This window comes from Nocardiopsis sp. iso_40 (genome assembly GCF_056173285.1).
On sequence record NZ_CM149666.1, the window covers coordinates 3,192,832 to 3,215,456 of the forward strand.

18 protein-coding genes are annotated in these 22,625 nt (G+C 72.1%); 13 read left to right on the top strand and 5 right to left on the bottom strand.

Annotated features, from left to right (window positions below; genetic code table 11):
- Positions 1–4 precede the first annotated feature (4 nt).
- Positions 5–973: an exonuclease domain-containing protein gene (locus AC0VYD_RS14040; protein WP_475475976.1), complete on the bottom strand. Its 969-nt coding sequence runs from the start codon at positions 971–973 to the stop codon at positions 5–7.
- Between the two features lie 457 nt (positions 974–1,430).
- On the opposite strand from AC0VYD_RS14040, the gene AC0VYD_RS14045 reads away from it, so the two are divergent.
- Genes AC0VYD_RS14045 through AC0VYD_RS14055 form a run of 3 tightly spaced genes read left to right on the top strand, consistent with a single transcriptional unit; the run spans position 1,431 to position 4,002 of the window.
- Positions 1,431–2,369 carry a metal ABC transporter substrate-binding protein gene (locus AC0VYD_RS14045; RefSeq protein ID WP_475475977.1) on the top strand — a complete coding sequence of 313 codons (939 nt, stop codon included), beginning with the start codon at positions 1,431–1,433 and terminating at the stop codon, positions 2,367–2,369.
- 14 nt (positions 2,370–2,383) lie between these two features.
- On the top strand, positions 2,384–3,130 hold the full coding sequence (locus tag AC0VYD_RS14050) for a metal ABC transporter ATP-binding protein (RefSeq protein WP_475475978.1): 747 nt from the start codon (positions 2,384–2,386) through the stop codon (positions 3,128–3,130).
- The gene (locus AC0VYD_RS14055; RefSeq protein WP_475475979.1) at positions 3,118–4,002 is read left to right on the top strand and encodes a metal ABC transporter permease; all 885 of its coding nucleotides are present in this window, start codon (positions 3,118–3,120) and stop codon (positions 4,000–4,002) included. The genes AC0VYD_RS14050 and AC0VYD_RS14055 overlap by 13 nt, the downstream gene beginning before the upstream one ends.
- A 14-nt stretch (positions 4,003–4,016) precedes the next feature.
- On the opposite strand, the gene AC0VYD_RS14060 is transcribed toward AC0VYD_RS14055, so the two are convergent.
- The gene (locus AC0VYD_RS14060) at positions 4,017–5,561 is read right to left on the bottom strand and encodes a S1 RNA-binding domain-containing protein (RefSeq protein ID WP_475475980.1); all 1,545 of its coding nucleotides are present in this window, start codon (positions 5,559–5,561) and stop codon (positions 4,017–4,019) included.
- A 78-nt stretch (positions 5,562–5,639) separates the two neighbouring features.
- Between AC0VYD_RS14060 and AC0VYD_RS14065 the strand changes: the two genes are divergently transcribed.
- Positions 5,640–6,068 carry a DNA-binding protein gene (locus tag AC0VYD_RS14065; protein ID WP_475475981.1) on the top strand — a complete coding sequence of 143 codons (429 nt, stop codon included), beginning with the start codon at positions 5,640–5,642 and terminating at the stop codon, positions 6,066–6,068.
- Positions 6,069–6,383: 315 nt separating this feature from the next.
- Positions 6,384–7,820, top strand: coding sequence for a hypothetical protein (locus tag AC0VYD_RS14070; protein WP_475475982.1), 1,437 nt, complete (start codon positions 6,384–6,386; stop codon positions 7,818–7,820).
- 196 nt (positions 7,821–8,016) lie between these two features.
- On the opposite strand, the gene AC0VYD_RS14075 is transcribed toward AC0VYD_RS14070, so the two are convergent.
- Positions 8,017–8,826: a thioesterase family protein gene (locus AC0VYD_RS14075; RefSeq protein WP_475475983.1), complete on the bottom strand. Its 810-nt coding sequence runs from the start codon at positions 8,824–8,826 to the stop codon at positions 8,017–8,019.
- Positions 8,827–9,028: 202 nt separating this feature from the next.
- Here AC0VYD_RS14075 and AC0VYD_RS14080 point away from each other — a divergent pair, with 202 nt between their 5' ends.
- Positions 9,029–9,790, top strand: coding sequence for a MerR family transcriptional regulator (locus AC0VYD_RS14080; protein WP_475475984.1), 762 nt, complete (start codon positions 9,029–9,031; stop codon positions 9,788–9,790).
- A gap of 198 nt (positions 9,791–9,988) precedes the next feature.
- Positions 9,989–11,302 (top strand): DUF2716 domain-containing protein, encoded by a 1,314-nt coding sequence (locus tag AC0VYD_RS14085; RefSeq protein ID WP_475475985.1) that lies wholly within the window; start codon positions 9,989–9,991, stop codon positions 11,300–11,302.
- Positions 11,303–11,498: 196 nt separating this feature from the next.
- Here AC0VYD_RS14085 and AC0VYD_RS14090 read toward each other — a convergent pair whose 3' ends face one another.
- On the bottom strand, positions 11,499–11,999 hold the full coding sequence (locus AC0VYD_RS14090) for a hypothetical protein (RefSeq protein ID WP_475475986.1): 501 nt from the start codon (positions 11,997–11,999) through the stop codon (positions 11,499–11,501).
- A 321-nt stretch (positions 12,000–12,320) separates the two neighbouring features.
- Here AC0VYD_RS14090 and AC0VYD_RS14095 point away from each other — a divergent pair, with 321 nt between their 5' ends.
- The 5 genes from AC0VYD_RS14095 to AC0VYD_RS14115 all read left to right on the top strand — a co-directional run bounded on the left by AC0VYD_RS14095 (position 12,321) and on the right by AC0VYD_RS14115 (position 18,575).
- On the top strand, positions 12,321–12,842 hold the full coding sequence (locus AC0VYD_RS14095) for a GNAT family N-acetyltransferase (RefSeq protein WP_475475987.1): 522 nt from the start codon (positions 12,321–12,323) through the stop codon (positions 12,840–12,842).
- Between the two features lie 166 nt (positions 12,843–13,008).
- Positions 13,009–13,167 (top strand): glycine zipper domain-containing protein, encoded by a 159-nt coding sequence (locus AC0VYD_RS14100; protein WP_475475988.1) that lies wholly within the window; start codon positions 13,009–13,011, stop codon positions 13,165–13,167.
- A gap of 347 nt (positions 13,168–13,514) precedes the next feature.
- Positions 13,515–14,906 (top strand): MFS transporter, encoded by a 1,392-nt coding sequence (locus tag AC0VYD_RS14105; protein ID WP_475475989.1) that lies wholly within the window; start codon positions 13,515–13,517, stop codon positions 14,904–14,906.
- Positions 14,903–17,020 (top strand): molybdopterin oxidoreductase family protein, encoded by a 2,118-nt coding sequence (locus AC0VYD_RS14110; protein WP_475475990.1) that lies wholly within the window; start codon positions 14,903–14,905, stop codon positions 17,018–17,020. The genes AC0VYD_RS14105 and AC0VYD_RS14110 overlap by 4 nt, the downstream gene beginning before the upstream one ends.
- Before the next feature lie 100 nt (positions 17,021–17,120).
- Positions 17,121–18,575 (top strand): FAD-dependent oxidoreductase, encoded by a 1,455-nt coding sequence (locus AC0VYD_RS14115; protein WP_475475991.1) that lies wholly within the window; start codon positions 17,121–17,123, stop codon positions 18,573–18,575.
- 97 nt (positions 18,576–18,672) lie between these two features.
- Here AC0VYD_RS14115 and AC0VYD_RS14120 read toward each other — a convergent pair whose 3' ends face one another.
- Complete coding sequence (locus AC0VYD_RS14120) at positions 18,673–19,365, bottom strand: VOC family protein (RefSeq protein ID WP_475475992.1); 693 nt, start codon at positions 19,363–19,365, stop codon at positions 18,673–18,675.
- 295 nt (positions 19,366–19,660) lie between these two features.
- Here AC0VYD_RS14120 and AC0VYD_RS14125 point away from each other — a divergent pair, with 295 nt between their 5' ends.
- Positions 19,661–22,540 carry a helix-turn-helix transcriptional regulator gene (locus tag AC0VYD_RS14125; protein WP_475475993.1) on the top strand — a complete coding sequence of 960 codons (2,880 nt, stop codon included), beginning with the start codon at positions 19,661–19,663 and terminating at the stop codon, positions 22,538–22,540.
- Positions 22,541–22,625: the final 85 nt, after the last annotated feature.

Here is a 22,625-nt window from a genome sequence, read left to right on the forward strand (position 1 = left end):
GGGATCAGGCGGAGGCCATGCCCAGGCGACGCATCAGTTCGGACTCGGTGATGATGTCGATGCGCTGGCCCTTGGCCATGTAGGCCTCGGCCTGCCTGTGCTTGGAGGTCTTGCCGCCGTGGTCGCTGTCGCCCACCACCAGCACCTCGGTCTTCTTGGTGACGTTCTTGGCCGGTACCCCTCCGGCCTCGGCGACACGCTTCCACGCCTCGGGCTTGTCCATCGCCCGCAGGTCGCCGGAGACGCACACCGTGCGGCCGTAGAGCGGACCGGCCGGGTCGGCCTCCGGCGAGGGTTCGGGGAGAGGGCTCTGCGCGGCCCGCTGCCAGCGGCCGTAACGGTCCTCCACGACGGGCGCCGCCGACGCGGCGGGAGCGGCGTCCGGGAGGCGGACCGCGGCCCGGACCGCTTCCAGACGGCCCAGGCGCATACCCGCGGCGCGGGAGAGCTCGGGCAGGGAGCTGGTTCCGTAACGGAGCATCGCCGCGATCATGATGTGCGCGGCCGCCTCGGCGTCGGCGTCGGCCCGGTGGTGCCGGGTGATCTGGTGGCCCACGTGCGCGCACACCGTGGGCAGGCGGTGGTCGGGCAGGTCCCAGGTACGCCGGGACAGGGCCAGGGTGCAGGCGTAGTCCAGGGCGGGCAGCGCCTGGCCCGTGTGGGCGCACGCCTGGCGCAGCGCCCCCATGTCGAAGGCGGCGTTGTGCGCCACCAGCGCCCCGCCCTGCGCGAACTCCAGCACCTGCTCGCGCACCGTCTCCCAGCCGGGCGCCCCGGTGACGTCGGCCGCGGTGATCCCGTGCACGGCGGTGTTGTGCCGGGAGAAGAAGGACACCGGCTCCGGCGGGCGGATGAGGGTGCTGAACCGGTCCACCACCCGCCCCTCGCTCACCCGGACCAGACCCACGGCGCAGACGCTGCCGCGGTCCTGGTTGGCGGTCTCGAAGTCGATCGCGGTCCAGGTGTGGGACACCCCCGCTACCTCCCTTGTGCTTGCGTCGGAACGGGTCGAGCGTACCGGGGCGTTCACACCGCCGAGGTCGGAACGGACCAAGGAGTCGACCTCGTGGTCGCGCCGCTGCTCGTCCCGGGCCCACACGCTCTGGGAGGAGCTCCAGCACGTGCGCGTACTCGTCGTCGTTGGGTGCGGGGTGCGGTCGAGCTGCAGACAGGCGTTGCTGGTGGGGGAGTCGTGGAAGACGCTCGCGCCCTCGGTGCGGCGGGGCCAGCCGTCGGGGACCAGGAGGGCGAATTCTCGGAAGTCTTCGTCCCCCCGTGCACGTCCGCGATGCTCAGGCGCAGGGATCGGCCGGGAAGTCGCGGACCAGGTGCTCGGCGGCGGCACGGAAGTACGCCTGCCCCAGCCGGAGGAGCCCCTCGGGACCAGCCCCCGATGCGCAGTTTGGCCTGGTTGTGATAAAAAGTTAGGCGTGCCGAACTTTAGAGATTGGTTCTCTTCAAAGACCGTGTCGACGGTGATCCCCGCGGTCGCACTCTCCCTCGCCCTGGGCGCCTGCTCCACCTCCCCCGAGCAGAGCGGCCAGGAGGGCGAGCGCCCCCTCGTCCTGACCACGTTCACCGTCATCGCCGACATGGCCCGGAACGTCGCCGCCGACCGGGTGGACGTGGCCTCGCTGACCAGGCCCGGAGCCGAGATCCACGGCTACGAGCCCACCCCCGACGACCTGGTGCGCGGCCAGGGCGCCGACCTCATCCTGGAGAACGGCCTGGGCCTGGAGGCCTGGTTCCAGCAGTTCACCGAACGCGTGGACGCCCCCACCGCCGTCCTGAGCCGGGGCATCGACACCATCCCCGTGACCTCGGGCGGCTACGAGGGCGAACCCAACCCGCACGCCTGGATGTCCCCCGACAACGCCCTGGTCTACGTCGACAACATCCGCGACGCCCTCATCGAACTCGACCCCCGGGGCGAGGCGGAGTTCACCGAGGCCGCCGAGGCCTACAAGGAGGAGATCACCGAGGTCGGCACCTACCTGGAGGACGAGCTCGCCGAGGTCCCCGAACCCGCTCGCGCCCTGGTCACCTGTGAGGGCGCCTTCTCCTACCTGGCCCGCGACGCCGGCCTGACCGAGCAGTACCTGTGGCCGGTCAACGCCGAACGCGAGGGCACACCCCGAAAGATCGCCGCCGTGGCCGAGTTCGTCCGCGACAACGACGTACCCGCCGTGTTCTGCGAGAGCACCGTCAACGACAGCGCCCAGCAGTCGGTGATCCGCGAGACCGACGCCGTCATGGGCCAGACCCTCTACGTCGACTCCCTCTCCGAACCCGGCGGCCCCGTACCCACCTACCTCGACCTGCTCCGCCACGACGCGGAGGCCATCGTCGCCGGACTGACCGGCGTGTGAGGGAGGAAACCGACGTGACAGCGGCCATCGAGGTCACCGGAGCCACCGTCCGCTACGGCGACGTCCTCGCCCTGGAAGACGTGCACCTGTCCGTGCGACCCGGCCGGGTGTGCGGGCTCCTGGGCATGAACGGCTCGGGCAAGTCCACCCTGTTCAAGACCGTGCTCGGCCTCGTCCCCCTCGACCGCGGCCGGGTCCGCCTCCTGGGCACCGACAACACCGCCGCCCGCCGCAGCGGACTGGTCGGCTACGTGCCCCAGTCCGAGCAGGTGGACTGGGCCTTCCCCGTACGGGTGCGCGACGTGGTCATGATGGGCCGCTACGGGCACATGGGGCGCAGGCGCAGACCCCGCCCCGCCGACCGCGAGGCCGTCGACCACGCCCTGGCCCGCACCGACCTCACCCCACTGGCCGACCGACAGATCGGCGCGCTCTCCGGCGGCCAGCGCAAACGCGCCTTCGTGGCGCGCGCCATCGCCCAGGGCGCCGACGTGCTGCTCCTGGACGAGCCCTTCGCCGGCGTGGACAAACGCTCGGAGGCCACCATCACCGACCTGCTCCTGCAACTGCGCCGGGCCGGACACACCCTGCTGGTGTCCACCCACGACCTGGCCCAGGTGCCCGTGCTGTGCGACGAGGCGGTGCTGTTGCAGCGCCGGGTGATCGCGCAGGGCACCCCCGAGGAGGTACTGGAACCGGACGTACTCCTGGAGGCGTTCGGTATCCACCCCAGTGAGGAGGGACGCCAGTGGATCCGCTGACCGCGCTCGTGGAATGGTTCACGGTGCCGATGCAGTTCGAGTTCGTCCAACGCGCACTGCTGGTGAGCGTGGTCGCGGGCGTGGTGTGCGCGGTGCTCTCGTGCTGGATGACCCTGGTGGGCTGGTCGCTGATGGGCGACGCGGTCTCGCACGCGGTCCTGCCGGGAGTGGTGCTCTCCTACATGTTCGGGATGCCCTTCGCGCTGGGCGCCCTGGTCTTCGGGGGCGGCTCGGTGGCGCTGATCGGGGTGGTCAACCGCACCTCCCGGGTCAAGGAGGACGCGGTGATCGGGGTGGTCTTCACCGCCATGTTCGCCCTGGGTCTGGTGATGATCTCGCGGGTCCCCAGCCAGACCGACCTGGGCCACATCCTGTTCGGCAACGTCCTGGGGGTGTCCGACGGCGACATCCTCCAGGTGCTGCTGCTGGCCGCCGTGGTGCTGGCCGTGATCTGGTACAAACACCGCGACCTGACCATGTACGCCTTCGACCCGGTCCACGCCCACGCCATCGGCGTCAACCCGCGCCTGCTGGAGACCCTGCTGCTGGGGCTGCTGTCGGTGACGGTCGTGGTGGCGCTGCAGGCCGTGGGCATCATCCTGGTCGTGGCCATGGTGATCACCCCCGGCGCCACCGCCTACCTGCTCACCGACCGCTTCGAGCGCATGCTGGTCATCTCCGCCGCGGTGGCCTTCGTCGCGGCCGTGGCCGGGGTGTTCACCAGCTTCCACCTGAACGTGTCCACCGGCGGCTGCATCGTGCTGGCCCAGGCGGTCGCGTTCGCCCTGGCCTACCTGTTCTCGCCCAGGCAGGGCGTGCTGTGGAAGGGCCGCACCGCCCGGGCCAGGCGGGCGGCGCGCGCCGGGCGCTGAGGGTTCGGGCCCGGTCAGCCCTCCGGCTCCACCGGTTCCAGGCCGATCCGACGCCGGACGGTGTCCACCGCCAGGAGCCGCACAGTCAACGGGTCGCCCGCCACCGGACCGGACTCGGGGAAACCGGGGAGCAGGTCGCGGTGGACCAGCCCCTCGAAGCCGTCCGGGCGGTCCTCCACCCGCACGAACACCCCGAAGGGGACGACCTTGGTGACGGTGCCGGCGACGACCCGGCCGATCCGGCGGACCAGGGCGCGCATCGGGTCCGGCTCCAGGGCCTTGAGGGAGAGCGACACACGCTCCCGGACCAGGTCGACGTCGAGAATCTCGGCGCGCACGCGCTGCCCCTCACGGACGACGTCGGCGGGCAGGTCGAAGGGCCGCCAGGACAGCTCGGGAACGTTGACCATCGCGGTGAAGCCGCTGATGTCCACGAAGGTCACGTGGAAGGGGGCGATCCTGACCACGGTGCCGGTGACCACCTGGCCCCGGCGCAGGGTGCGCAGGAACTCCCAGTGGACGTCGCCCGGGCAGGGATCGGTGCGCCAGCGGGCGCGCAGCACCCCGTCGGCGTCGGGGATGACACCGGTGAACAGGGGCGGGTCCTCCTCCGCGTAGGCGGAGCGGGCCGTGGCGGCGCGGGCGCCGTCGAGCAGCGCGGGAAGGCGGTGGTGGTCCTCCCCGTCCACGATGAGTTCGTGGACCAGGCCCTCGCGGTCCTCCCAGACCAGGCTGATCAGCTCTTCCCCGGGGAGTCCGGACAGGACCGCTCCGACGTCGGGGGACAGCTCGGGCCAGACCAGCAGCCGGGCCCGGGGGGCCAGCACCGCGCGCACCCGGTCCAGGGTCCGGCGGGTCTCGGCCGCGCCGGGGCCGAATCCCTCGGGGGCGGCGGGCGCCAGGCGGTGCCAGCGAGAGGCCCCCGTGGCGTACTGCTCCTCCAGCAGCCCGGCCCAGCGCGAGGAGACGTACAGGCCCAGCCGCCGCCAGAAGACCTCGTCCGCGGGCCGGGCGCCGCCGGGTTCCTCGTCCAGGCGGGCGTCGTAGGGGGAGGCCTCCAGCCGTTCCGGGAAGAGCCCGAGTCCACGGACCCTGGCGAGCGCGCCGGGGCAGGGCCGGGCGGTACTGACGTAGAGGTACTGGTCCCAGCCCACGTGCACGGCGAAGCGGTCCCCGGCCTCCAGGCGACACCACAGGCCGTGGTCGCGCAGCATGGCGCGGACCAGTTCCAGGGCGGTCTCCAGGCAGACCCGGGCGCCGTCGTGGAAGGCTGCGGGGTCGAGGATTGCGTCCAAGCCGCTCCCCTCGACGGCGGGTTCGAGGCCGAAATGGACGGGGCCGGTCAGTCCGGGTTCGCGGATCTCCAGGTGGTCGACGCCGCTGGCCTCGGCGAGCGCGCGGACGGCCTCCAGGTAGGCGGCCTCGACCGGGCCGTGGTCGCTGGCGGTGTCCTCGGGGCCGGCGTAGTGCCCTCGCCCGTCCCGGTCTGCGGGGTCGTACTTGGTGATCTGGTGGACGTGGGGGAGCAGGGGGACCTCCTTCGGGGCTGTTTCCAGCATGGCGCACCCCATCCCATTTGAACAACTTGTTTAAATCACTATGTTGACAACGAATAGTTGACGACACACAGTGGAGGCATGACCGAGCCGCAGGACCCCTTCACCCAGCCCGACCCCGAACAGGCCCGGCGCCGCCGCGCCCACGAGGCCCTCTTCCGCATCACCGAACGCCATGCCACCGGCGAGGACCGCGCCCGGTGGGAGGAACACCGGATGCCGATGTCCCCGCACGAGGCGATCCGCCGTATCAGCGACCTTGCCGCGGGCAGCGCCGTCCCCGGCAAGGACAGCCCTTCCGTCGACCAGGGCGACCTGACCGCCGCGCTGACACTGGTGCCGTGGGCGCGCGCCGAGTTCGACCAGATGGAGGCCGGCCTGCTCACCATGGCCAGGGGTCGCGGCATGACTTGGCAGGAACTGGCCTTCGGCCTGGGACTGGGTACCGCCCAGGCCGCCCGCCAACGCCACGAACGCCTGTCCAGGCGAACCGAGGACGAGGAGGGATAAGGCGAGCAGGCGCGGATCGACTGGGAGCGGCGACCCGGCACCCGGGAGGTCGACGAACCGTCGTGGCCGAAGCGCGGGCAGGGGTGCCGCTTTTCCACAGAAACAGACAAGTGCGACTTCTTGGTCCTGTGGGTTTTTCCCGCAGGGGAATTTGAGAGAAATCCCGGCGAACTCTTGTTCGGGTCGCTAGTTTGGATCGCGACAAGAAAAACCCGACCCGGTGCTGACAACACCTGGCCGGGTTGTGGCCGACGCCTGCATGAACAGGTTTGTCGACTGAGCCACTCCCTCGTATACCCATGAAGGTGACTCGTCATGGAGTCTAGCGCCCCAGCCCCCTCTCGCGCAGCCGAAACCGCGAATCCACCTGGTTTCCGTCCGCCCCGCAAGCGACCCCGGCGCGCGTTCCAGGGCATCGGGTTCATCCTGGCCATCTGGGTTCAGCAGGTCTTCCGCAGGGGCGCGCTTCCCACGCTGCGTTCACTGTCGGCCCTGTTGGCCATCGCCGACGTGGTCGACGCCGACGGGCGCTGGTGTTACTTCCTGTTGGAGAACCTGGCCCAGCGCTCCGGCGGGACCCTCAGCGTCAGCAGCCTCAAGCGCGCCATCGACGATCTGGTCGAAGCGGGCGTGGTCCGCAAGCTCACCCGCTCAGAGTCCCTGGAGTTCTTCGCCCGGGACATCGAGCGCGGGCGCTGCGTCTACCGGCTGCCGTGCGTGCTGGAGCTTCTGGTCCCGGCTGAGGACTACCCGGATGTGGTGCTGGAGGAGATCAACGCCTGCCGCGCGCAACTGGGGGAGGAACCCCTCACCGTGCACAACCGGCCTCCTCTGAAGCGCCGCCGGACCCCAGCTCAGGTTGACCCCGCCCCCAGCTCAGATCGACCCACAGACTGTTCCCCTGGGGACGGCTCTGATGCCGAGGTGGACAGTTCCGTCCGTGGCACCTCAAGCACAGGAGACCAAACCCGACAAAGGCCACGGATCGGAATTTTCGGCCTTATCAATCGCATACCCAACTCATTCCTGGCCTCTCCGGAGACAGACCGGGACATGTTGGCACTGGCCGTGGAGAAACTCCTGCGCCAGGGGCTGGGCGAACCCGACGTACGGGCCCTGTTCTCGGGGATGGAACGGCTGCGCCGACCGTTCCCGGCGCTGATGCGGCGTCTGCGCCACATGCGCTCCGCGCGTGCGTTCCTGGACGGCTCGCTGGGCCGCGGCGTCCACGGGCCGGGCCTGCCCGCGCCGTCGTGGCCGGTGCCGGAGCAGGACCCGTTCGCCCGGTCGGAGCGGTTCGTGCTGGATTCCCAGGGGAAGGCCACCGGCACCTGCCCCGTGCACGAGAACACGCGCAACCTCCCCGGTGGCAACTGCACGATCTGCGGTCAGCCGTGCCGGTCGGAGCCCGGCCAGATCATTCCCGAACCCGGGCGGGGAGCCATCCCGCCGCCCCAGCACGCGCCCCGGAGCGCGCCTGGGCCGGAGCCTTCGGAGCCTCCCCCGGGCTCGGCGGAATCCGCCCTGGTCCCGGAGCTGCGGGCACGGATGCTCCTGTCCCTGAACGGTGGTGAGCGCGCGCCCGCCGCCGGGCCGGCCGCGAAGAGCACGGTCCGATCCGTCCGCGACTCGGGACTCTCACCCCGGACCCTGGCTCTCCTGGGCCAGTTGCGCGAGCGGTTCGAGCGTCCCCGGCGACCTGAGGGCACCGGCACCCCCGAAGCCGCACCCGCGCGGACCGCAGCCGGCTGATCCGCCCACCAGACTGCCCCGATCGCCCGGGTGGGTGTGCCAGACGGCGGCAGGACTCCTCTTCCGCGCGGGCCAGCAGAGCCCTCCGTCGTGCGGGTGAGCAGGCGGCTTCGCGTGGAGCGCCCGGGACAAAGCGGAAAACCACAACGGGCCGCGGCTCGGCGGGGAGCGGCGGCCCGGCAGGGTTCGGGGAGGATCAGATGAGCATGGCCAACTGGCGGGCCTGGGCGACGAGCTTTCCCTCGCTGTCCCAGATCTCCATGTCCTCCTCGTGGAGGCTGTGGGAGACGTGCTTGGTCCAGACCCGGCAGGCCAGCCACCCGGGTGCGGGCCTGGCGCGGATGTGGGTGGTCAGCTCCACCGTGATGGTGCTGAACTCACCGATCTCCAGCACGGCCGGGACGGCGAAGTCGACCATGGCGGGCAGGGAGTGCACGTCGGCGTCGCGCCCGTCGGCGAAACGCATCCAGAAGTCGACCCGGGGGTCGCCGTCCTTGCGGCCGTCCAGCCACTGGGGGCGCTGGGGATAGCGGTACTCGACCCGGTGCGCGATGGTCACGCCCTCCGGTTTGCCCGCGAACTCGGCGGGGACCTCGCACTCATCGGGGGCGGGCAGCTCCGGCGGGCCCTGCAGGTGCAGTTCGCGGCCCTCGGCGCTGAGGTCGCCGTAGGTGGCGGTGGCGCGCACGATCTCCTTGCCGCCCTGCTCCAGGACGACGGCACCGGTAGCTGTGCGGCGCCCCTCCCGGATGGTCTCGGTGCGCAGTGCGGCCTCGCCGGGGGCGGCGGGGCGCAGGTAGAAGGCGGACACCACCAGGGGGTCGGGCTGGGCGAGGGTCTGTCCCAGTGCGTTGAGTGCCGTCCCCAGGACGTAACCGCCGTTGGGGTGCGAGGTGAACGTGGTCCAGCCGTCGGTGAGGGTGGCTGTGAACTCGCCGTCGGCTCGTTTCTCGACCCGGGTGTCCTGGTCGAACTCGTAGCCCTCGGCGGGGTGGTCAAGGCTCATGCGGTTATGTTACCGACGAGTAGAACCACTGGCCACACCAAAACCGAACTCCATTCGGTTGTGTGGGCACCCCCACACCGGCGCCCGCGGCCACGAGCGGCATCCGCGCGCCGCTTGACCCTGACGCGACGTCGGGCCCTAGCTTCGTCACCACGGCACCGAAGACGGAGCCGAAACCACCGGCAAGAGCGGAAGGCGGACCGTGGGCCACACCGTCGGCGAGGTCGCCAGGATCACCGGACAGACCGTACGCACCCTGCACCACTACGACCGGATCGGACTCCTCGTCCCGGCCGAGCGCACACCCGCCGGCTACCGCCTCTACTCCGAGACGGACCTGGACCGGCTGCACCAAATCCTCACCTACCGCGAACTGGGCTTCCCCCTGGACCGCATCGGTCGGCTCCTCGACGACCCCGACCCGCGGGGCCACCTGGTCCGCCAACACCGACTGGTGACCGAACGCATCGACCACCTGCGCGAAGTGGCGCACACCCTGCAGAAAATGATGGAGGCACAACACATGGGCACCAACCTGACCCCCGAGGAACAGTTCGAGGTCTTCGGAGCCTTCGACGTCAACGCACACGCCGAGGAGGCCCGCCAGCGCTGGGGCGACCACCCCGACGGAGCGTTCGCCCAGTCCCGGCGCCGCACCAGCTCCTACACCACACAGGACTGGCAGCGCATCAACGCCGAAGCCGACGGAATCTACCGCGCCCTGGCCCAGGCCATGAACGACGGTCTCCCCGCAGACAGCGACACCACCACCGACCTGGCCGAACAGCACCGGGCGCACATCAGCCGCCACTACTACCAGTGCACCACCGAGATCCACCGGGGACTGGGCCGCCTGTACGTGGACGACGCGCGCTTCACCGCCACCGTCGACGCCTACGGCGCAGGGCTCAGCCCCTACCTGCGCGACGCCTTCGCGGCCAACGCAACCCGCCGCCGGAGCTGACCCGGCCGAGCCCGCGCCCGGCGCGAGGTTACGGACCGGCCAGGACAATCGGACACCACCGCCCCGGCTTCCGGCCCAGCGCTCCGCCGCGGGGACGGGCATCCGGGCCCCCGGCCCTGACAGAATGGGCGCCGCCCCCACCGCTTCGCCCCTCGCCCCTCCCTTCGCCCGGGCCCGACCCTCTCTCTGGCTGCCACCATGCACGACCTCCGCCATGCCTACGACACCCACCTGCGCGGTCACCTCCCCACACCGCCCAGGGCCGGGGCAGTACACCTGCCGGACCCGCACCTGAGCGGCGCCCGCCTGGTCCGCTCCCACTACGGCACCCACGGCAGCGTCGACCACGGCCCACTGCCGCCGGGCACGGACCTGCCCGCCCTGGTCGCCCGCCAGCGGGACCGGTTCGAGGCGCGCACCGAACCCGCGCACTGGCCGGTGCACGCACACGACCCGCCCGCCCTGGAAGGCGCCCTGAACGCGGCCGGTTTCACCCCCGGCCCCGAACGCTGCGTCCTGGTCGCCGAGCTCTCCGCCCTGCCCTTCGTGCCGCCCGCACAGGACGAACAGCTACGGGGGAACGACCGGATGTCCGCCCAGGCCGTGCGGGAGCTGGCCGCGACCTCCGGACCGCACCGGCGCCCCCTGGCCGAGCACGAGGCCGACGGGATCTCCTTCGAGCACCGAACCCTCGCCCTGGTGCGCGGGACACGGGTACGAGCAGCCAGCTGGGCCGCCCTCCGTAAGGAGACCCCGTTCCTCGTCCTGGAGGGGATGACCGCCCCCCGCCCGGAGTTCCTGGGGGAGTGGGCCCGCAACGCGGGGCCCGGCCGGGGCCTGTGGTGGGGCTGGGGACAGGCCCAGCCCCGCCTCATGGCCGCCGAGGTCGACCCCGGAGCCCAACCGGAGCTGTACGGCATGCTCCTGGACTCGGGTTTCCACGAGATCACCACCGTGCGCACCCACACCTGGCAACCGCTCGGGATCCCCGCCGTGGCCCGGCCGGTCACCGAACTCTTCGACGACCGCGAACACGACGACCTGTGGGACCGGTTCACCGAACGGTTCTTCTTCACCCCCAGCACCACGGTCTTCCCCGGCATCGTCGACCCCACCCCCTCGGTGACCTGGCCGCTCCACGAAACCGACGAGCGCCCCGAGCACGTGGCCGAACTGGACCGGACGGTGCGGCGCGGACTCACCGCCGCCATCCCGGCGGGGGAGTCCCTGTACTCCCTGGACTGGCAGCACATCGGACGCCGCTACGACCCGCGCCGGGTCGGCGGACCCGAGCAGCCGCCCCACCCCGCGTTCGCCTTCCCCGACGGCGACTACTACATCAACCTCACCGGGGACCTGCGCCTGGGCACGTTCGGCCATCCCTGGGAGAGCGGCCCGTACGGCCGGGGGACCCTGTGCGTGTTTGGCGCGGAGCTGCTGGCCGAGGTGGAGGAGGACCTCCACCGGCTGCTCGGCGCCCCGATCCGCAGGGACGGGCGCGCCACCGGGTGAACAACCGGACAGAGCAGCGCATTCGGAGACGGGTCACGGCCCCGAAACGGGGTGGGTTGTTGCTGTGCTCGCTCCGGCCGGAGGGGCCTGTGACCGTCCGCCCGTGCCCGACACCCTCACCCGTGAACCGCACCGTGCGCGTTGGTGCGGTTCACGGGCCTGCCGGGGCTTTGCGTTGCTCACCCGGGCGGTTCCTCTAGCTCTTCCGGGGACGGTCACCGTGGTTGTGCTGGGTGCCGATCACGTCGCCCTCGGCCTCGACGCCGCGCATGTCGATGTGGTCGCCCCCATAGCGGGTCTCGTGATGCTCGACCCCGCCGACGGTGCCCGCCTGGATCAGTGTTCCGTGCACGTCACGGGCGGTGTTGGTGATGATCTGTGTCCCGCCGCGTTCGGGAGCCGCCTCGTCCAGGATCGCGCGCAGCTCGGCGGCGGCCTCGGGGTCCTCCCGCAGCAGGCGGCGCAGCTGGGTCTTCCAGTTCTGCTCCATCTCCTCGGCCGACACGGCCTCCCCGCCGTCCTCCTCCAGTTCCCTGCGGGACTCCTCCAGCTCGGCCAGGGCCTTCTGCCTCTTGGCCTCATCACCCTGGAACATCTGGGTGATCCACCCCTGGACCATGGTCCAGCTGCCCTTGACCATCTCCTGGGTCAGGACCCTGGCGCCTTCCTCGAACAGCTCCACCGCGTCACCCTCCATGCCGTCCCACCACTGTGTCCACGGGGCTTTGCGAGCGCTCGCAAAGCCCCGTGGATAAGACACCCTAGCCAGCCGAACGGTTCCGCACAGGGGCACCGAAAACACCGTGCCGCCCCGGGGTGCCTGCGCTGCTCCCGCTGAGGGAAACACCCAGCCCCCTGCTAGCGTCGGCCTTCGCGGAGCCGAGAGTCGGCCGCGCGCACCGAGGTGAGTCGATGACTGTCGTGACCAGCGCCGCCGTGAGCAGCGCCCCCAGCCTCCCCAACCTCCGGGTCCCGGCCTGACCGAACGGCGGAACCCCAGAACACGAAGGTCCTTGAGTTGTCACACTCCGCTCGCGCCTGGTCCGCCCGACCCGAGACCAGCGCCGACACCACCGCTGTTCACGCGATCAACAGCGCCGCCTTCCAGACCCCGGCCGAGGCCGACCTGGTCGACGCCCTGCGCACCGATGCCGGGGCGTGGATCGAGGGCCTGTCCGTCGTCGCCGAGTCCGGCGAGGGCACCCTCGCCGGGTACGCCCTGTTCACCCGCTGCCACGTCGACGGCCAACCGGCCCTGGCACTGGCCCCGTGTGCGGTCCTGCCCGAGTTCCAGCGCACCGGCGCCGGTTCAGCCGCCATCCGCACCGGCTTGGAGATCGCCCGTGCGATGGGGGAGAACCTCGTCCTGGTCCTGGGCCACCCCGACTACTACCCGCGGTTCGGGTTCACCCCCGCCTCCGGGTTCGGCGTGTGCGCCCCGATGCAGGTCCCGGACGAGGCCATGATGGCCCTGGCCCTGGACCCGTCGCGCCCCACCCCGCGCGGCACCATCCAGTACCCGGCGGCCTTCGGTATCTGATCCGGCCCTTCCGGGTGAAACAGCGTGCCCGCCGCGGCATCCCCACGGCGGGCACGCCCCTTCCTGGGGGCTCCACCAACCCGGCTCCTCCCCAGAGTTGCCACGGAACCCGAAGAACCGACGAAACGTCTGATAATGGACAGAATTACTCAGGGGGAGAGAACGCATGAGCAAGAAGTACAGCCAAAGCACCGGAATCGCTCTCGGACTGGCCTTCGGCGTCGCCTTCGGGATGCTGTTCGACAACCTGGGTCTGGGGATCGCTCTCGGACTGGTCTTCGGTCTGGCCTTCGGCGCCTCCCAGTCCAAGAAACGCGAGGAATAGCCCAAGCCACCGCCCCGGGCGACCCGCCCCCGGCGCCGCAAAGCGGAAAACACCCCGAAACCGTCCCGTTCAGCAACCGGGAAACCGCCTACCGTGGTGGCCTCCTCGGCCGCGATCTGAGATCGTGAACCTGCCCGACCCCCGCAACACCCCGAACACGAGAGTGTTCCCTGACACACTCCCCATTCCGACATGCCCCGAACGACCAGGGAAAACACCGGTCTCACCGCACCTTCGGCGCCCGGGTGAGGCAGGTGTTTCCCGCGTGTTACGGCCCGACACCTCCAGGCAATGCCCCCTACCTACCTTCGGTTACGTCAGCAGCCGTCAAGCAGGAAGGCCTGGTCGTGACCCCCAAGACCGGAACACGCGCGCCACGCACCGGACCGAGCTGGATCTTTGACTGGGATCCGGAGAACGAGGCGTTCTGGCAGGAGAAGGGACGCCCCGTCGCCAAGCGCAACCTGTGGGCCTCGATCTTCTCCGAGCACATCGGCTTCTCCATCTGGAGTATCTGGTCGGTCCTGGTCCTGTTCATGACCCCCGCCACCGGGTTCGACTGGGCGCCTGAACAGAAGTTCCTGCTGGTGTCCGTGGTCGCCTTCGTCGGCGCGGTCCTGCGTGTGCCCTACACCCTGGCGGTGCCCTTCTTCGGCGGCCGCAACTGGACGATCATCTCCTCCACGATGCTGCTGGTCCCCACCGGCCTGGCCGTCTTCCTCATCCAGGCACCCCAGACGCCCTACTGGCTCTTCCTCGTCCTGGCGGCCGTGGCCGGCATCGGCGGCGGCAACTTCTCCTCCTCCATGGCCAACATCAACTTCTACTTCCCCGAGAAGGAGAAGGGCTGGGCCCTGGGCATGAACGCCGGCGGCGGCAACATCGGGGTGGCCACCGTCCAGCTCGTGGGCCTCGGCGTCATCGCGCTCTTCACCGCACAGGCCGGACACTTCGTCCCGCTGTTCTACGTGCCGTTCATCCTGCTGGCGATCTGGGTCGCGGTCCGCCACATGAACAACCTCGCCAGCGCCCGCAGCGACGCCTCCGCACAGCTGGCCGCCACCAAGGACCGCCACTTCTGGATCATGTCGTGCCTGTACGTGGGCACCTTCGGCTCCTTCATCGGCTTCGGGTTCGCCTTCGGCCTGCTGCTGCAGAACCAGTTCGGCCTCGAACCCCTCCAGGCCGCCTCCGTCACCTTCCTGGGCCCGGCGATCGGCTCGCTCATCCGCCCCGTCGGCGGCAGGATGGCCGACCGCTTCGGCGGCGCCCGCGTCACCCTGTGGAACTTCGTCGCGATGGTCGCCGGCACCGGTGTGGTCGTCGCTGCCATCAACGCCGACTCCCTGGCCCTGTTCATCGGAGCCTTCTGCGTCGTGTTCGTCCTGACCGGCATCGGCAACGGCTCCACCTACAAGATGATCCCCTCCATCTACGCCGCCAAGGCCCAGAACGCCATCGCCCAGGGCGCCCCCCGCGAGGAGACCCTCTCCTACAACAAGCGCATCGCCAGCTCCATGCTCGGCCTGATCGGCGCCATGGGCGCCATGGGCGGCGTCGCCATCAACCTGGTCTTCCGCGAATCCTTCCGCGCCACCGAGTCGGCCGCCCCCGGCTTTATCGCCTTCGGGGTCTTCTACCTGGCCTGCGCGGCCATCACCTACCTGGTGTACATGCGCCGACCGGCCGCCCCCGCCGCGGCACCCGCCCCGGCCTCCACCGAGACGGTCACCCGATGAACCCGGCAGAGCCCGCACCGCAGAGCACCCGGACCCACTGCCCCTACTGCGCGCTGCAGTGCGCCATGCACCTGGACACCGGACCGCAGGGGCGCCTGTCCGCCCGCCCCGCCGACTTCCCCACCAACCGGGGCGGGCTGTGCCGCAAGGGCTGGACCTCCACCGAGGTCCTCACCGTCCCCGACCGCCTCACCCGCCCCCTGCTGCGCAAGGACCGCACCTCGGAGTTCACCGAGGTCGACTGGGACACCGCCCTGGACCACGTCGCCGACCGCATCCTGGCGCTGCGCGCCGAATCCGGCCCCGACACCGTCTCGGTCTTCGGCAGCGGCGGCCTGACCAACGAGAAGTCCTACGCCCTGGGCAAGTTCGCCCGGCTGGCCCTGGGCACCTCACAGATCGACTACAACGGCCGCTTCTGCATGTCCTCCGCGGCGGCCGGAGGCATGCGCGCCTTCGGCCTGGACCGGGGCATGCCCTTCCCCCTCACCGACGTCGGCTCGGCCCAGGCGGTCCTGCTCGCCGGGGCCAACCCCGCCGAGACCATGCCACCGATGATGGGACACCTGTCCGCGCCCGCCCTCATCGTCATCGACCCCCGCCGGACCGCCACCGCCCAGGTCGCCCTGGACAACGGCGGCCTGCACCTGGCACCGCGCCCCGGCACCGACCTCGCCCTGGCCCTGAGCCTGCTGCACGCCGTCCGCGCCCGGGGCTGGGTGGACACCGGCTACGTGGCCGAGCGCACGAGCGGGTTCGAGCAGGCATGGGAGCACGCCGCCGCCTGGTGGCCCGAGCACGCCGAACTCACCACCGGGGTGCCCGCCAGCCAGATCCGCGCCGCCGCCGACCTGTTGGGACGGGCCGCGCGCGCCCGGTCCGCCTACGTGCTGACCGGGCGCGGCACCGAACAGCACGCCAAGGGCACCGACACCGTCTCGGCCTGGATCAACCTCGCCCTGGCCCTGGGCCTGCCCGGCCGCCAGGGTTCGGGCTACGGGTGCATCACGGGCCAGGGCAACGGCCAGGGCGGGCGCGAACACGGCCAAAAGGCCGACCAGCTGCCCGGGTACCGCAGGATCGACGACCCCCAGGCACGACGCCACGTGGCCGGGGTGTGGGGCGTGCACCCCGACACACTGCCCGGACCGGGCCGCAGCGCCTTCGAACTCCTGGACGCCCTGGGCACCCCCGGCGGCCCGCGGGCGATGCTGCTGTTCGGCTCCAACCCGGTGGTCTCGGCCCCCGACAGCGAGCGTGTCCGCTCCCGGCTGTGCGACCTGGACCTGCTGGTGGCCGCCGACTTCGTACTCTCCGAAACCGCCGCCCTGGCCGACGTGGTCCTGCCGGTGGCCCAGTGGGCCGAGGAGTCGGGCACCATGACCAACCTGGAGGGGCGCGTGCTGCGCCGCAGGCGGGCCGTGCCGCCGCCCGAGGGGGTGCGCACCGACCTGGAGGTGCTCTCCGCCCTGGCCGTGCGGCTGGGCCAGCCCGCCGAGCGCTTCCCCACCGACCCCGACACCGTCCTGGCCGAACTGGGCGCCGCCTCGGCCGGGGGAGCGGCCGACTACTCCGGCGTCACCCCCGAACGGTTGGCCTCGGGGGAGGCCCTGCACTGGCCGGTGCGCGCGGGCCAGGAGCCCACGCCCCGCCTGTTCCTGGACTCCTTCGCCCACCCCGACGGGCGCGCCCGGTTCGTTCCCGTCGCACACCGGCCCCCGGCCGAGGAACCCGACGACGACCACCCGCTCATCGCCACCACGGGACGGCTCATGGGCCACTACCAGTCCGGGGCCCAGACCCGCCGGGTGCCCGAACTCCACGGAGCCGAACCCGAGGTGTACGTGCAGGTGCACCCGGACACCGCCGCCCGCGCCGGCCTGGACGCCGGTGACCTGGCCCGGATCACCTCACGCAGGGGCCACACCACCGCCCGGGTGCGCCTGGACCCCACGGCCCGCCTGGACACGGTGTTCCTGCCCTTCCACTACGCGGGCGCCCAGTCCGCCAACAACCTCACCCACCCGGCGCTGGACCCCACCAGCCGCATGCCGGAGTTCAAGGTCAGCGCCGTACGCCTGGAACCCGCACCCGCCACCCCGGGCACCCCCTGACCACCGCACCCGTCCCTCGAACCCGTGCGGGAACCGACCCGCCGCCGCAGTTCCCGGCCGAGGCCGCCCGGGCAGGCACCACCCCACCAGGAGGCAGCAGTTGAGCACCGTGCAGAGCGCGTCACCGCGTCGGATCGTCGTCGTGGGCAACGGCATGGTCGGCGCCCGCTTCGCCGAGGAGGTCGCCCGCCTGGACCCCGACGGCGAGCGCGTCCACGTCACCGTGGTGGGTGCCGAGCACCACCGGGCCTACAACCGGGTGCTGCTCTCGGGCGTGGTCGCCGGAGAGTACACCCCCGACCAGATCAGTCTGCCGATGCCCGACACCCCCGGCGTCAACGTGCGCCTGGGCGTGGCCGCCACCGGCCTGGACACCGCCGAGCGCCGCGTGGACCTGGACGACGGCACCCACCTGACCTACGACGAACTGGTCCTGGCCACCGGCGCCCGCGCCGCCTTCCCGCCCATCACCGGGGTCACGGCCCCCGACGGCCGGCCCGGCGAGGGCGTCACCGCGCTGCGCGACCTCGCCGACTGCGAACGGCTGCTCGCCCTGGCCCGCCCCGGCGCGCCGGTGGTGGTCCTGGGCGGCGGGGTCCTGGGGTTGGAGGCCGCCCGGGGCCTGGTCGGGCGCGGAGCCCGGGTGTGCGTCGTGGAGTCCTCGCCCTGGATCATGCGCCGCCAGATCGACCAGGACGCCGCCCGGACCCTGGCCCGCTGCTACGAGGACCTGGGGGTGAGCGTGCACTCGTGGCGGGTGGCCTCCCGATGGATCCCCGGGACCGGCCTGGAGCTGGACGACGGCCGGGTCCTGCCCGGCGACGCCCTGGTGGTCACCGCAGGGGTCCGCGGCAACACCGAACTGGCCACCGGCGCCGGAATCGAGGTCGAGCACGGCGTTGTGGTGGACGACTGCCTGGCCACCTCCGACTCCCGGGTGCACGCCATCGGTGACTGCGCCCAGCACCCCGGCGGCGGCGCCGGCCTGGTCCAACCCGGGTGGGAGCAGGCCTCGGTACTGGCCCGGCGGCTCACCGGGCAGGCGCCCCAGGCGCGTTACACGGGGGCGCGCCCGCTGACCCGCCTCAAGGCCGAGGGCATCGAACTCACCGCGTTCGGCCTGGTCCAGCAGGAGGACCTGGGCCCGGAGACGGAGACGGTCACGGTCAGCGACCCGCACGGGCGCCGCTACGCCAAGCTCGCGGTCCACCGGGAACGGGTGGTCGGCGCGGTCCTGCTCGGTTTCCCGCAGGCCGCGGCGAACCTGTCCCAGCTCTACGACACCGGCGCCCCGGTGCCCGCCGACCGGCTCGCCCTGATCCAGGGGCTGCCCGTGGCCCCGCAGGAGGACCCCCAGGCCGCCCCGGCGCTGGTGTGCCGGTGCAACGCGGTCAGCCGCGAGGACATCGAGCAGGCCTGGCTGGACGGGGCCCGCACCCGCGAGACCATCGCCGAGCGCACCCGCGCCACCACCGGGTGCGGCGGTTGCGTGCGCGACGTCAACGCCCTCCTGGCGGGCATGGAGGGCGGCCGCAGCGCCGAACCGGTGGGCTGAGCGCTCCCGGCCCGGCCCCCGGGACCCTGGCGGTCCCCGGGGACCGGGCCGGGGAAGTTGCGTGGTTCGGCCCTGCCTTCGTTGACGGCCGGGCGGGTCAGTCCCGGTTCTGCCAGGTGGTCACGCAGACCTCGTTGCCCTCGGCGTCGGCCAGCACCCAAAACGCCGGGGCGCGCTCGTCGGCGACCAGGACGCCTCCCGCCCCCAGAGCGACCCGCAACCGGGACCGCGCCTCGTCGTGGGGCACGCACACGTCGAAGTGGATGCGGTTGCGCTGGGGACGGGGGTGCTCCATCTGCTGGAACCACACCGCCGGGCCCTGGCCGAGCGGATCCACCAGCGGGTCCCGGGGGCCGTCGTGGCCGGGCTCACCGACGTATCCCAGGACCGCCCTCCAGAACGGGCGGATCCGCTCGGGGCACAGGGCGTCGACAGCGATTTCCAACATCTGGACCGCTCTGGGCGCCCCGCCGGCCCCGTCGCCGGTGTCGGCCCCCGTGCGGGCCCCGGCCCGCTCCAGCGCGGCGCTGACGCGCCTGGCCAGGTCCAGGTCGGTCCTGGTCAGGTCGGCCACCTCGGCCGTCTGCAGGGTCAACACAACCCGGCGGGGCCGCAGGTCGACGCTCAGGTGTGCGTCCGCGCGCGGCCCGCAGGCATCCACCGCGATCGCACCCACCTCGGCGGCACGGGCCATCGAGGAGACCGGAACACAGGTGCGCAGGTTCCCCAACAGGTAACGCCAGCCCAGGTCGGCGACGGCCGCGGAGGCTTCCTGCCTGCTCAGATACATCAGTCGGACTCTTTCCGGGTGGGGGGTTTCGGTCGGCTCCGTGTCCCTCGGTCAGCACCCCGGCCAGCACCGCTACGACCGCGAACACCACCTCCGTGAGGCGAACGCGCCCGCCCTTGCCCGACCGTGCCGCCCCCCGGGGACACGCCATGCCCACATCGAATCAGCCCCTCGCACCGGGCGCCACAGTTCACGGTCTCCACCACCTGCCGCTCCGGAAACCCATCGGCGACGAAGCCGATACGTAACAGCCCTCCCCCTACCGCACAGCCCGCTGTCGCTATACCGTGACCGCGTGTGCTCCCCCCCACTCGTCGGGCGCGAGGCCGAACGACGGCAGCTGCGCGAGGCAGCGGTTCCCGCAACCATCGTCCTGCTGGCAGGGACGGCAGGAACAGGCAAGACCCGCCTGGTCCAGGAACTGCACGAGGCCACCAGCGGCACCGTACTGACCGGCCACTGCCCGCCCCGCGCCGCCCCCTTCCCCTACGCCCCCGTCATCGAGGCCCTGCGCGAAGCCCCGATCCCCACCGGCCTCAGCCCGCTGTGCGGCGCCCTGGCGCCGCTGCTGCCCGAACACGGCACCGCCCTGCCGCCACCGCTGCCCCCGGTCGGCCCCGCAGCGGAACACCACCGCACCTACCGCGCCCTCACCGAACTCCTGGGCGCCCTGGGCCCCGCCGTCCTCGTCCTCGAGGACATGCAGTGGATCGACCCGCCCACCCGCGACCTGCTCGCCTACCTGGCGCCCCGCCTGCCCCCGAACCTCACCCTGGTCCTGACCTACCGGCCCGAGGAACTCCCGCACACCTTCCCCGTCGCCGCCCTGGCCGCCCGCACCCCGCCCGGCACCAGCCACCACGAGATCACCCTGGGCCCGCTGTCCGTCGAACACGTCCACACCCTGGCCCAGCACCTGCTCACCACCGACCCCACCGCCACCGACGCCCGACGCCTGCACACCTGGACCGGCGGGCTCCCCCTGGCCGTGGTCGAGACCCTGCACCACCTGTCCCACCTGCCCACCGCCCCGGGCGAACCCGCCGTCCCCACCGCCCCGCCCGTGCCCGCACCCCTGCGCGACTGGCTCCTGGACCAACTGCGCTCAGTGGACCGCGACACCCGCCGCCTGGTACGCGCGGCCTGCGTCCTGGACCGGCCCGCCACCGACGCCCAACTGGCCCGCGTGGCCGACCTCCCCGAAACCCGCGCCGACAGGGCCCTGGCCCGCGCCCACCAACGCGGCCTGCTACACCCCGCCGACCCGACCACCCTGGCCCTGCGCACCCCGCTACTGCGCCAGGCCTGCTACACCGCCCTGCCCCGCGACAGACGCCGCCACCTGCACCGGGCCAGCCTGCACGTCCTGGGCGAACAGGACGAGCCGCCCCACGACCGGATGGCCCACCACGCCCGCGAAGCCGGACTCCTGGACACCTGGACCGACCACGCCGAACACGCCGCCGACCAGGCCCTGACCCGCGGCGAGGACGCCACCGCCGTCGCCCTGCTGCGCGACGCCCTCAGCCGCGACTCCCTACCGCCGCAGCGCCGCTGCGCCCTCGCCCTCAAACTCGGCCGGGCCGCCCTGACCGGCCTGTCCGCCGAACACACCATCGACCTGCTGCGCGACGTCCTGGACACCCCCGGCCTGTCGGCGCCCGAACGCGGAGAACTCCGGATGGAACTGGGCCTGCTCCTGCTCAACCAGGCCTCCCAGAACCGCTGCGCCCGCGGCGAACTCGTCCGCGCCGCCGCCGAACTCTCCTCACGCCCCGCCCTGGCCGCCCGGGTCATGTGCGCCCTGGCCGTACCCCGCTCCACCCCCGACCCGGTCTCCACCCACCGCCGCTGGATGGAACAGGCCGTGACGGCCGCCCAACGCAGCCAGGACCCGGCGGTGGACCAGACCGTGCGCGTCAACCAGGCCACCCTGCTCGCCCAGATCGGCGACCCCGCCGCCTGGGAGGTGGCCCTGCCCGACCCCGGCACCACCTCACCCCGCACCGACCCCCGGGCCCTGGCCCGGCGCCGCGAATTCGCCCGCGCCTCCCTCAACCTCGCCGACGCCGCCGTCATCCTGGGCCACTACGACCGCGCCGACCGGCACCTGAGCGACGCCACCGGATCCTGCGACCCCTACATCCACGAGAGCGCCCGCGTCCTGCACCTGATCCTGGACTGGAACCGCGGACACTGGTCCGACCTGGCCGAACGCACCGAACACGACCTGCGTTCCCGCCGCCTGGCCCACCTGCACTCGGTCACCGCCGAACTCACCGTGGTCCGCGCGGGCCTGGCCCTGGCCCAGGGCGACCCGGCCACCGCCCGCACCCACCTGGAACGGATCCTGCCCGGCCCCCACCCCCAGGGCCCCGACTACACCGTGCCCGTACGCGCCTTCGCCGCCGGACTCCTGGCCCGCCTGGCCCTGGCCCAGGAAGACCCGAACACCGCCTGGAAACAGGTGGAGGGCCTGGTCACCCTGATCGCCAGCAAAGGCATCTGGGTGTGGGCCGCCGACCTGGTCCCGGGCATGGAGGCCCTGCTGCTGTGCCGACGCCACGCCGTGGCCCAGGACCTGTGCACCCGGCTGCGCGCTGGCCTGCGCGGTACCAGCGCCCCCGCCGCCCAGGCCGCCCTGGTCCGGTTCGAGGCCGCCCTGGCCCACCACCGCGGCCACCACGACCGGGCCCTGCACCTGTACACCGAGGCCGAAGCCGCCTACCGGGAGATGCCCCGCCCCTACGACGCCGCACTGGCCCGCGAGGCCAGCGCCCGCACCCACCTGGCCTCGGCCCGGGGACAGGACCCGGCGCTGGGGGTGACCGCGCTCCAGGCGGCCCTGGCCGAGTACACCGAACTCGGCGCCACCTGGGACGCCGCACGGGTCCGCCGCCGACTGCGCGAGCACGGCGTGGCCGTACCCCCCGCCAGAAGCGGGGGCACGGGGGACAACCGCCTCTCACCCCGGGAGAACGAGATCACCGTGCTGGCCGCCCAGGGCCACACCAACCGCGAGATCGCCGCACTGCTGCACCTTTCACCACGCACCGTGGAAACCCACGTGGCCAACGCCCTGGCCAAACTCGGCCTGCGCTCACGCCGCGACCTGACCGCCCCCACGAGCCCCGAACCCACTACGTGGTCCCCGACAACGGACCGAACTACGTAGTAACTACGTATTGTCTGGCCGCACCGCGCAACAGATCATGACTCTCGGGTGGCCACCCTTCCCCAATCCCCCCACAGAAGGGTCC

Bases quoted from the DNA above. Each gene is read 5' to 3' on its own strand.
- AC0VYD_RS14120 (WP_475475992.1), bottom strand. From the start codon at position 19,365: ATGTATCTGAGCAGGCAGGAAGCCTCCGCGGCCGTCGCCGACCTGGGC.
- AC0VYD_RS14100 (WP_475475988.1), top strand. From the start codon at position 13,009: ATGAGCAAGAAGTACAGCCAAAGCACCGGAATCGCTCTCGGACTGGCC.
- AC0VYD_RS14075 (WP_475475983.1), bottom strand. From the start codon at position 8,826: ATGAGCCTTGACCACCCCGCCGAGGGCTACGAGTTCGACCAGGACACC.
- AC0VYD_RS14090 (WP_475475986.1), bottom strand. From the start codon at position 11,999: ATGGAGGGTGACGCGGTGGAGCTGTTCGAGGAAGGCGCCAGGGTCCTG.
- AC0VYD_RS14060 (WP_475475980.1), bottom strand. From the start codon at position 5,561: ATGCTGGAAACAGCCCCGAAGGAGGTCCCCCTGCTCCCCCACGTCCAC.
- AC0VYD_RS14065 (WP_475475981.1), top strand. From the start codon at position 5,640: ATGACCGAGCCGCAGGACCCCTTCACCCAGCCCGACCCCGAACAGGCC.
- AC0VYD_RS14085 (WP_475475985.1), top strand. From the start codon at position 9,989: ATGCACGACCTCCGCCATGCCTACGACACCCACCTGCGCGGTCACCTC.
- AC0VYD_RS14110 (WP_475475990.1), top strand. From the start codon at position 14,903: ATGAACCCGGCAGAGCCCGCACCGCAGAGCACCCGGACCCACTGCCCC.
- AC0VYD_RS14070 (WP_475475982.1), top strand. From the start codon at position 6,384: ATGGAGTCTAGCGCCCCAGCCCCCTCTCGCGCAGCCGAAACCGCGAAT.